This is a genomic window from uncultured Gimesia sp., assembly GCF_937919775.1.
Lineage (GTDB): Bacteria > Planctomycetota > Planctomycetia > Planctomycetales > Planctomycetaceae > Gimesia.
Map to the genome: position 1 here is coordinate 1 of NZ_CALFPF010000463.1, position 9,699 is coordinate 9,699.

At 53.4% G+C, this 9,699-nt stretch carries 9 protein-coding genes; 2 read left to right on the top strand and 7 right to left on the bottom strand.

Annotation, left to right across the window (positions count from 1 at the left end; all coding sequences use genetic code 11):
• The first annotated feature begins 59 nt into the window (after positions 1–59).
• Entirely contained in the window at positions 60–770 is a 711-nt protein-coding gene (locus tag Q0294_RS13135) for a molybdopterin-dependent oxidoreductase (RefSeq protein ID WP_299466003.1), read from the top strand.
• A gap of 227 nt (positions 771–997) precedes the next feature.
• On the opposite strand, the gene Q0294_RS13140 is transcribed toward Q0294_RS13135, so the two are convergent.
• Positions 998–1,516, bottom strand: a complete 519-nt coding sequence (locus Q0294_RS13140; RefSeq protein WP_299466006.1) for a hypothetical protein — start codon at positions 1,514–1,516, stop codon at positions 998–1,000.
• 238 nt (positions 1,517–1,754) lie between these two features.
• On the opposite strand from Q0294_RS13140, the gene Q0294_RS13145 reads away from it, so the two are divergent.
• The gene (locus Q0294_RS13145) at positions 1,755–2,690 is read left to right on the top strand and encodes a hypothetical protein (RefSeq protein WP_299466009.1); all 936 of its coding nucleotides are present in this window, start codon (positions 1,755–1,757) and stop codon (positions 2,688–2,690) included.
• A 6-nt stretch (positions 2,691–2,696) separates the two neighbouring features.
• On the opposite strand, the gene Q0294_RS13150 is transcribed toward Q0294_RS13145, so the two are convergent.
• The 6 genes from Q0294_RS13150 to Q0294_RS13175 all read right to left on the bottom strand — a co-directional run.
• Positions 2,697–4,004 carry a hypothetical protein gene (locus Q0294_RS13150; RefSeq protein WP_299466012.1) on the bottom strand — a complete coding sequence of 436 codons (1,308 nt, stop codon included), beginning with the start codon at positions 4,002–4,004 and terminating at the stop codon, positions 2,697–2,699.
• Between the two features lie 109 nt (positions 4,005–4,113).
• Positions 4,114–5,700, bottom strand: a complete 1,587-nt coding sequence (gene pckA, locus Q0294_RS13155; RefSeq protein ID WP_299466015.1) for a phosphoenolpyruvate carboxykinase (ATP) — start codon at positions 5,698–5,700, stop codon at positions 4,114–4,116.
• Between the two features lie 183 nt (positions 5,701–5,883).
• Positions 5,884–6,888, bottom strand: a complete 1,005-nt coding sequence (locus Q0294_RS13160) for an NAD-dependent epimerase/dehydratase family protein (RefSeq protein ID WP_299466018.1) — start codon at positions 6,886–6,888, stop codon at positions 5,884–5,886.
• Positions 6,885–8,546, bottom strand: coding sequence for a fatty acid CoA ligase family protein (locus Q0294_RS13165; protein WP_299466021.1), 1,662 nt, complete (start codon positions 8,544–8,546; stop codon positions 6,885–6,887). The genes Q0294_RS13160 and Q0294_RS13165 overlap by 4 nt, the downstream gene beginning before the upstream one ends.
• Before the next feature lie 40 nt (positions 8,547–8,586).
• Entirely contained in the window at positions 8,587–9,408 is an 822-nt protein-coding gene (locus tag Q0294_RS13170; RefSeq protein WP_299466024.1) for a formylmethanofuran dehydrogenase subunit C, read from the bottom strand.
• Positions 9,409–9,436: 28 nt separating this feature from the next.
• The coding region (locus Q0294_RS13175; protein WP_299466027.1) for a hypothetical protein at positions 9,437–9,699 on the bottom strand (263 nt) is incomplete at its 5' end.

A 9,699-nucleotide genomic window follows, 5' to 3' on the forward strand; every position in this document is an offset into this window, starting at 1 on the left:
GAGGAATTTGACCAGTTTCCAACAACGCCACACGACTTAACCCTCGATGGAGCTTACAGATGTATAACGGCCCCGACGCAGAGAAATACCAGGACAGCGGGCCTCCTGTTCCCCCTGAAAAAGATTCGGGAATTATCATCAGCGCGGATACTTACCGGGAAAACCGCATTCCCGACGGACAAACCAGAACACGAAAATGGCCCGTCCTGCACGCGACGGATGTACCCAAAATCAATCTCGACACCTGGAAACTGGAGATCGGCGGCCTCGTCGAAAGCCCGCTCTCCTTCAATTGGGAAGAATTTCAGCAACTGCCACGAACCCAGGTCTTCGCCGACTTCCACTGTGTCACCCGCTGGTCCCGATTGGGAAACCTCTGGGAAGGGGTCTCCGGCCGTGAAATCATGCAGCGCGCCCGCGTTCAGCCCGAAGCCCGCTACGTCATTGCCACCGGCTACGATGGCGGCTGGACCACAAACCTCCCCTTAAAAGACTTCCAGTCGGAAGACGTCATCCTCTGTGACCAACATGACGGCGACCCGCTTGATGCCGATCATGGCGGCCCCTTGAGATTGATCGTCCCCCTGCTCTATGCCTGGAAAAGTGCCAAATGGCTCTGGCGGATCGACTTTATCGCCGACGACTCCCCCGGCTACTGGGAACGCTGCGGCTATCACAATCACGGCGACCCCTGGATTGTCAATGAAGACAATCCCGACGGCGAACGCTTCCAGTCAAAAGACCACATCCCTCCCGGTTTTTATGAATAAGGCGTCAAATTCAAAAACAGCAGGTGCATCCTGAGAAGACCGTTCTCTGCGCTAACTCTGCTTTCAACGGCATTTTACCCTGTCTCAATTCGCCCGAATTGGAAATCGGATTGACTCACTCCCGCCTTTCCCGAAGCAGAATGAAACATTGAAAACCGGGCGGCCCCGAAAGAAATTCGGGACGAGCGCAGCGAGCAGAAAATTTACTGAGTCGGCTTGCACCAAGCCTACGAGTCGTCAAACACCCGATCTCGATACGCAATCCAATGATCAAATCCTCTGCCCAGGATCAAGTGGAGCGCTTCCGGAGAGGAAATCACAATCGCACCCGGAAACCGTGGTTCCACGAGTTGGGCATTCTCGTTAGACGTGACAACGATTTTCCCTGCCTCCGTTTCAGTTAAAATGCCGAGGTTTCCTCCCTCAGCCAGCGAGTACAGGAATTGCGTCAACTCTTCCGAAGGTTCGTGTAACGTTACCACACCACCACTGAATTCTGCGTCATCCGAGAGCCCCTCGAAATAGAGTTCGGTCGCACTGCCATCCGCAAAAGTGATGACATAACAACCAAATTCATCCGGAGCATCGGCCCCTTTGGAAGCGATTAACTTCTTCAGAGCTTCCCGCTCTGTTTCGGTCACTGTTTCACCCACTACTTTATGAACACGTTTGCCGGTAATGGGATTCACATCTTCCACAGTCTGGTCACTGAGGTGACAGGTTTGTAAGAAGATATCGAAGCTCATTTTTTCACCCCTCGAAAACAGAGTTCAACATGAAAGACTAACTTCAAATTATCATCCGCGTCTCAAATTGTCAAATTTTTCCCGGCGGTTGACATCCCGAATGCAATTCAGAACACACGCAGTGAGCAGAAAACCCGCTGCGCACACGCACAAACAAGCCAAACCATTCCCGAAGCAGCTTCTATCGAATACAATCTGTGATTCAAAGATGACTTCTCTTACCAGGATTGATTTCAACATGCCAATCCGCCTCATTATAGCCGCATTGATTCTGCTCTCCGTGATGAGATTTGCCCAACCCCTGTTCGCTGACACGCCCCCTGATGGTAACGCGACCATCCGCGGCAAGGTGGGGGATTCCGAAATCGTCATCACCACCACGAATCGGCTGGCGGGATCGATTCACTCACTCACCTGGAACGGGAAAGAATTTATCGACAGCTTTGATCACGGTCGACAACTGCAGTCCGCCGCCAGCTTCGATTGCAGCCTGCCCGGTGAGTTCTGGGCAGAACGCTATAACCCGACGGAGGCCGGCTCCCGCTCCGATGGCGCCGGTCCCGGCTCGTCCAGTAAACTCCTTTCGCTTCACGCGGCGAAAAATGAATTACGAACGACGGCCCGCATGGCGTTCTGGCTGGCGCCCGGCCAGAAATCATCGGGCAGACCTGCGCTGAATGAAAAAATCCTCTCGGACCATCTGATCTCCAAACACGTTCGCATCGGGTACCAAAAGCATGAGAACGTCATCGAGTACAAGGCGACATTTACCGTCCCCCCAGGCGAACAACACACCTATGCCCAGTTCGAAGCACTCACCGGTTATATGCCCGCCGAGTTTGAAACATTCTGGACCTTCCACCCCGAGACCGGCAAATTGAATCCCATTGACGACGGACCGGGCGAGCAGAACCTGCCCGTTATTCTGAGCACCAGCGACAGCAACTACGCGATGGGCGTTTATTCTCCGGAACAACCATCGCGCGGCTTTGAACACGCCGGTTACGGCCGCTTCCGTTTCCCTGCAGCGAAGGTCGTCAAATGGAACTGCGTCTTCCGCGTACGCAACAAAGAAGGCATTTCCGCAGGCGAATATCCCTTTCGCGTGTTCGTCGCCATCGGTACACGGGAAGAGGTCCGACAGGCTCTGACCACACTCGTGAAGGAGTTTTAGAACCGCTTAAGCAGCATTGCGATTCTGCTTCGACTTAATTGCCTTCACAACCACTTCTGCAATCCGAATATGTGATTTTCCATCACAGTGCCAGTCTTCACAAACTTTCGCTCTGCGCTGTTGCTGATCGGCAATCGTATCGCTGGTCACCTGCGAAATCGCGCGGGCTCCGGTGGCGACCGTTGTGGAAAAAGTGACCCAGTCATAATACAGATGCAGTGGCAGCCCGTGTGCCTGGAGGTCTTCGTTAATGTAAAATAGCGCCGCCTTGCGCCCCAGGAGTACCGCTTCTAAAGCCACTGTGGAATTCCCGGTTACCAGCACATCACAGGCATAAATCAACTCGGACAGTGAATCTGAAAACGTCGGCAGCCCGGCATCTCCCAGGCGCTCCAGAACCAGCCGGGCATCCGAATCGGGCTGACAGGGATGCGCGCGAACCGCCACCTTCAGATCAGGATTCTGCTGGACGGCAAGAACCAGACTGTCTTCAACCAGATCACAATACGCTCTTGTTTCAGGCTGCATCGCATACAGCGCCAGGATGTCGGTCTCTTTGAGATGGTGCCGCTCCCGCCAGCTCCGATCCTGTACTGCAGGGACCTTCGTCACCCAGTTGAAATTGGGATTCCCGGTAATAACCATCTGGTCGCGGGTTACATTCCAATCTTCCAGCACGGGAATTGTTCCCTCAAACGGGATGCAGACATAATCAGAAAGTATGTCGGTCAGCAACCTGCCACCAATCACCTGTCCTCCAAACAGATCGATCATTCCGACGGAAGGAATATTCCGCTCCGCCGCCACTTTGACCGCAGCCAGCTCCGCACGTGGGGAACTGGTGGTAATCACGACATCAGGTTGAACCCGGTCAAACACGCGCCTCAAAATGCTGACAGGTAAAAAGGCCTGCCGACCGAGCCGCTCAAATTCAGCCCGGGCTCCCTCGATGCCCAGTTGATCTTCCAGGTCAGCGTAGGACAATCCCAGATAGGCAATCGACTCTTCGAGTGAAACCACCTTGCCGTCGCAGTGCATTTTTTCGGCCAGCCGCTTGCCATGCGCAATCGCCCGAGTATCGGCGTCGGTTAAAAAATCCAGAAAACCCAACGGTTCAAAGCCGGCCTCTTTCAAAGGGATTCCAGCGGCTGTCAGCCCCAGAACATGAATCTCATAACCGAGCGACCTGAGCTGCTCCAACACGGGAATCAACATCAGCACATGCCCCCCGCCATAACAGACCGCAAAAATTCGTTGCGCCTGTTTTATTGTGGTGAGAGGTCCCTGTGACAATGTGCCCCTGTCAGAATTCATGATCTTGATCACTTTGAAATATGAACGCATTCGTATCAGAAAAAGCAGAGGCAGAGTACGTGAAAATTTCTTTCCCTGTCAAGACCGTATCGATTCTCTTCAAATCGCCCTACACCCGCGGTGCAGCCGCAAGAACTTCTTCCGATACGCCCGATGCGTATTTCATGAAGTTCTCGTTGAACTTGGTTGCCAGTTTAATCGCGGTGGCTTTGTAGGCACTTTGATCGGCCCAGGAATTATGGGGCACCAGCATCTTGGAATCGACACCAGGACATTTCGTGACCGTCGCCGTTCCGAAAATCGGGTCGATCTCGGTCGGGGCATGATTGAGCGTACCTGAATGAATGGCGTCGATAATCGCCCGCGTATGCTGCAGACTGATTCGATTCCCCACACCATACGCGCCGCCGTTCCAGCCGGTGTTGACCAGCCAGACGTTCGCGTTGTACCGCTTGATTTTGTCTGCCAGCAGGTCGGCATATTTCCCCGGATGCCAGACCAGGAACGGCCCGCCAAAGCAGGGAGAGAATGTCGCCTCAGGTTCGGAAATGCCCATTTCTGTTCCCGCCACCTTTGCGGTGTAACCACTGATAAAGTGATACATGGCCTGCTCGGGAGTCAGCCTGCTGACCGGAGGCAGTACGCCGAACGCATCGCAGGTCAGGAAAATCACATCGGTCGGATGGTCGGAAACACACGGAATTTTTGCGCTGGGCATATACTCAATCGGATACGCGCCACGCGTATTTTGTGTAAAGCTGGTATCGTCGAAATCCACATGATGATGCGCTTCATCATACACCACATTTTCCAGAACCGCACCGTAACGCAGTGCCTGAAAGATTTCCGGTTCGTTTTCACGCGAAAGATAAATCGCCTTGGCGTAACACCCCCCTTCGATATTGAACACGCCATTATCGGTCCAGCAGTGTTCATCGTCGCCAATCAGATAACGTTTAGGATCAGCCGAGAGTGTTGTCTTGCCAGTCCCGGACAGACCGAACAGAACCGATGAACGCCCCGTCTGCCGATCCGCGGTTGCCGAACAGTGCATCGACAGAATACCAAGCTTGGGCATCAGGTAATTCATCACCGTGAAAATACCCTTCTTCATTTCGCCCGCGTATTCCGTTCCGAGAATCACAATCTCACCGTCTTCAATGCTCAGGTCCACGCTGGTTTTGGAAGTCATGCCGGTCGTGAAGCGGTTGGCGGGGAAGGTACCTGCATTATAGATGACATAATCGGGCTTGCCGAAGTTTTTCAGTTGTTCCTCGGTCGGACGAATCAACATGTTATGCATGAACAGCGCGTGATAAGGCCGCGAACAGATCACACGCACTTTGATCTGATATTCAGGGTCCCAGCCGGCAAACGCATCGATCACATACAGGTGCGGGCAGATATTCAGATAATCGGTGGCCCGTTCGCGATTGCAGAAAAACGCGTGCTGATCGAGTGGATAATTTACATCCCCCCACCAGATATCGTCAGACGAGTTCTTGTGCTTGACGACCCGTTTGTCTTTGGGAGAACGACCTGTCTTATCGCCGGAATATGCAAGCAACGCTCCGGTATCCGAAATCGAAGCGCCCGGCTCATAGCGAATTGCTTCTTCATACAAAATCGAAGGGTCGGGATTCCGCATCACCCATTCCACGTTGATTCCATGCTCGGATAGATCAAACGACTCCATTTCGCCACTCCATTCACCTGAAATTATTTATTGATCCCTCTGCACACTCAGCGAGCCGGGATCCGGGAAAGCCCCCTATTAGTGCTATTTGCCGCAAGTTTAATCTCTATCAGTATTTTCACCAAGAGAGATTCGCACCTTTGTGTCCAGTTTCCTGAAAGCAATTCTGAGGAAAATCCGGCTTTACTGCTGCGCTGAGAGGCGCTTCAGCTCGGGCTGCATCCGCCGCATTGCTTCCTCAAAGTCAACGACAGGCTGATAACCAAAATCATGACGGGCGCGGCTGATATCGTAATAATGCGAACTGCTCAGTTGTGATGCCAGAAAGCGGGTCATCGGCGGTTCGCCCGGTAAATGCAGCACCCGGTACAGAACTTCCAGCACAGCCCCGATCCGTTTGGCGGCTTTGATGGAAATCTGTTTTTGCACCGGCGGTAAACCGGCTGCCGTCAGGAGCTGATTGATCCACGCCCATAACAGAACCGGCTCGGGCTCGTTGATGAAATAAGCCTGTCCGCCTACAGGAGAATCATGAAACAACCGGGCCGCCGCCTGTAAATGAGCGGCGGCGGCGTTCTCGACGTAACTCATTGAAACCAGATTGGTCCCGTCACCCACCTGCCGCAAACGACCGGATTTGGCGCGTTGAATTAAACGGGGAATCAAATGATTATCGCGAGGTCCCCAGATCAGATGCGGTCGCAGCGCCACCGTTGCCAGTCCTTTTTCGCCATTCGCAGCCAGCACCGCTTTTTCCGCGAGCATTTTCGTGTGTGGATAGTGACAGAGAAAATGTTCGCTGTACGGCAGTCGCTCCGTAGCATTTTCATGGGCCGCCCCATCATAGACAACGCTCGGTGAACTGGTATAAATCAACCGGGTCACGCCCTGCGTTTGACAGGCCTTGAGAATATTCAAAGTCCCCTGGGTATTGATGCTGTAAAAATAATCCCACGGGCCCCAGATGCCGGAAACCGCCGCCGTGTGATACACCGTGTCGATTCCCTCACAGGCCCGCTCGACGGCTGCGACGTCACGAATATCCCCCTGCACCGTTTCCACGTTCAACTCTTTGAGCCGTGGATAGTCACCCCGACAGAGTACGCGGACTGTCTCACCCGCTTTAATCAACTGTTCCACTATGTAGAGACCAAGGAAGCCGCCTCCCCCGGTGACGAGTACGTTCATCGGATCTGTTTCTCTGCCCAGGGTGCCAGTTTTTCGCGGAAGATTTTTACATTGTGCCGAATATCGACAGGCAACGAGCGATGAAATAAAACCGTTTCAATCGACCGTGTTAAAGGATTGGCCTGCCCTAAAGCCAACAGTTCCTGTGTGAGTTGATTTCGAGCAGACTGGCTTTCAGGAAAATCCCCCTGCTCCGGTTCCACAATGATCACCGGCTTCTGTGCCGGGTGCACGCCGACGCCGACCAGCGCGCTGCGATAAATGCGCGGATGCTGATTAAAAATCGCCTCACAGCAAATCGTGAACATCGGCCCCGACGCGGTTTGGACCATGTGCGCTTTACGCCCGCAGAACCAGAGCTTTCCCGCCGCATCACGATAGCCAACGTCTCCCATGCGATGCCAGAAACGTTCGCCGTCTGGAATTTTCGCCAGCCGCGTTGCCTCAGGTCGGAGAAAATATTCGCGCGTCGCCATTGGCCCCTGCACGATGATTTCCCCGATTTCGCCCGCAGGAAGTTCTACCGCCTGATCGAGGGACGCAATCGGTTCGTTGTGTATCTCGATAATTTTGACCTGCACTCCCGGGAATGGCGTCCCCACGCAAGTTCCGGCGCCCAACGCCGTCTGCTGTGAGGTTTCCTCCAGCACTTCGCGTCCGCAGATCGATGCCACCGGCAACGATTCGGTAGCGCCGTAGGGAGTATTGATATCGGTTTCCAGATTCACAAATGTTTTTCGCATGCGTTCAATCACATGCACGGGCACCGGGGCCCCCGCCGAAAGAATTCGTTTTAAAGAAGGGAGTTTGATCTGATGTTGTTCACAATAGCGACCGATCCGATTCCACATCGCCGGCGAACCGAAGGCCTGCGTCACCCCCTGATCGTTAATTTGCGCGATAATCTTCTGTGGATCGACCAGCGCGGGCCTGGTCGGGTTCATATCGGGAACCACCGTGGTCACCCCCATCGCCGAATTAAACAGCGCAAACAACGGAAAGCCGGGCAGATCAACTTCACCCGGTTGAATCTGGTAATAATCGCGCAACAGATCCACCTGCGACCAGAACATGCCGTGTTCGTACGCCACTCCCTTCGGAGGCCCGGTACTGCCGCTGGTAAAAATTACCGCCGCCGGATCGGTTGCCGTGCGGTGTACCATCTCAAACGATTCCCAGTCTCCACCCAGCAGCCATTGATAATCAATACCTGACGTCAAAACCGGCTTTCCGACAGTCACATTCAAACGGGCTTTGGGAAAGGAACGGCGTTTGAGCCTGCGAATGAGTTGTGCTAACGGAATTGCCACGAAACCTTCCGGCTCGACTTCCGCTAAACAGCGAATGATATTTTTTCCGCCCATGCCCGGATCAATCAGAATGATCACAGCGCCTGCTTTGAACAGCGCAAACGTGAGGGCGATGAATTCCAGGCCGGGACGCACCATCAAAGCAATTCGCGTACCGGGTTGCACTCCCAGTTGAATCAGACCACGAGCCAGCCGGTCACTCTCCTGATCGAGTTGCTCAAAAGTGAAACTGCTGTAGGTATAGCGCCCCTGTTTGTCTTTTCCTGCAGGAAAGACAACTGCTTTTTGATAAGGCCAGGCTTGAGCCGACTGATGCAGACGATCGGCAATGTTTCGTTGTATGGACATGAGCAGAAGGAACGCTGAGTGTCAAAAGGGATGGCGCTCTTTACTGGCGAACCAGAATTTCCCCTTTGCCAAGAGCCAGAAAATCTCCAGAGTATTTTCGATAGTCACTGTCAAAACAATCTTCAGGAACCGGAAAACCCGCGGATCTCAATTCGCGCAGGAAAAAGGCAAGCCACGTCGGTCGATATACATTCGAGTATTTAAACGTCGGCAACAGTTCCGGCTCGTTCGATTCACCAAACAGTCCAATCGTGCCGCGTCGCATACCGGCACCCGGTTGTGCGCCGATTTTTCCGAACGAAAAAATGGAGCCCGCAATCATGTCGAAACCGATGGCATCGCCGGACGTGCCACCAATCACAATCGCCCCCCTGCGCATGCGGTGCCCCGCTTCATTGCCGACATTGCCGTGAATCAGAATCGTCCCGCCGTTCATGCCCCGTTTGCTTCCGGGATAGGCGGCCCCCAGCAGATTACCGGCGTTGCCTTTGACACATAATGTGCCCCCCTTCATTTCGGTTGCGATCCAGTCGGTCACATTGCCTTCCACCAGAATCTCGCCGCCGGACATCTCGGCACCGAGGTGCATTCCCGCATTGCCTTCCACGCGAATCCGCCCGGAAGTCAGCCCGGCACCGATATATTTCACGCGGGAACAATCGCCTGACCAGACCAGCAGATCTTCTTCTTTCGCAGATTGTTGCACATCAAAAAAATCGGCAACCGTCAATTTTCGATTGCCGTGCAGAACGGGCAAAGCGCGTATCTGATCTATCGACTGCCCACTCAACGCTGCATGATTAACCGAATTCACTTCAAGTGGAATCTTGAGTGCCTGCTGGAGAGTAAACGTGAGAGCCATGCGGAAGCGATTCTTTATCAGCGATTGATTAGGCTGCCTTACCCATATTGGCAAGACCTTCGATGAATCCGCGTGCAGATAGATAATCATTCGGAAGCATCGTACGAATTTGCCCCCGGAGAATATTTTTCATCACGATCGCTTCACTATCAATTTCCTGTGTGAGACTTGAAGTCACACCGGTGGAATTCTTTAAAGAAAACAACTCCTGAATTTTCGTGCGAGACGCTTCAAATTCCTCACCCATCAGGGCCTCAGGCCAGGAAATTTCTCCTGTCGCAGGATTGAGTT